Origin of the sequence: Nostoc sp. UIC 10607, from assembly GCF_047228265.1 — a bacterium.
Taxonomy (GTDB): Bacteria; Cyanobacteriota; Cyanobacteriia; order Cyanobacteriales; family Nostocaceae; genus Nostoc; species Nostoc foliaceum_A.
In genome coordinates this window covers 1-635 of record NZ_JBIQNW010000228.1, presented here as the reverse complement: position 1 = coordinate 635, position 635 = coordinate 1, and the positions used below count along the sequence as shown (strand labels likewise).

The 635-nt window shown below is 42.7% G+C and carries 1 protein-coding gene; it reads left to right on the top strand.

Going from position 1 to position 635, the window contains the following annotated elements; translation table 11 throughout:
- Nucleotides 1–30: 30 nt before the first annotated feature.
- On the top strand, nt 31–635 hold a 605-nt coding region (locus tag ACEYW6_RS36535; RefSeq protein WP_412983659.1), incomplete at its 3' end, for a helix-hairpin-helix domain-containing protein.

Sequence of the window (635 nt, the reverse complement as noted above, 5' to 3'; positions counted from 1 at the left end):
TAGTCGTAAATATTTTTACCCCTGACCAAGATGCCAGCGCCTTTAAAAGTTGACCTGTCACCAATAGAAGATCAAGCCCTACTAGCACTCACTCAAGCAAAAGGTATACCACCAAGAACTCAAAGTCGTGCCACTGTACTACGCTTATCAGCCGCTGGATGGACAGTGCTAAAGATCGCACAATACTTAAAATGGCATCCACAGACTGTACGCGACACAATTCATCGCTGGTACTGGGGCAAACTCGATAGTTTGTGGGATTGTTCGCGTCCGGGTCGCCGTCGCCGATGGCATAACCCAAATATGAAGTCTCTGCTTCAATTCAAAATATCTTTATTTAGCTATCAACTTATTTTTATTTTATTTTCTTACATCTCTTACATCTATTTAATGCTATTTCTCCACAGTCATGGCGTTTCTACTACTTATGCAGTCAAAATTTACAGGCAGTACAAGGATGAAGCACTCGCTACTCTCACCAGCAATCCCTACCAGTTAGCTGCTGACATCTACGGTATTGGTTTTCTGAGAACTGATAAAATTGCCTTTTATTTAGGAGTTGCGCCTGATAGTCAGTTCCGTTACCGTGCTGGTTTAATTCATGTTTTGAACGAAGCTGCTGCCGATGGGCATTG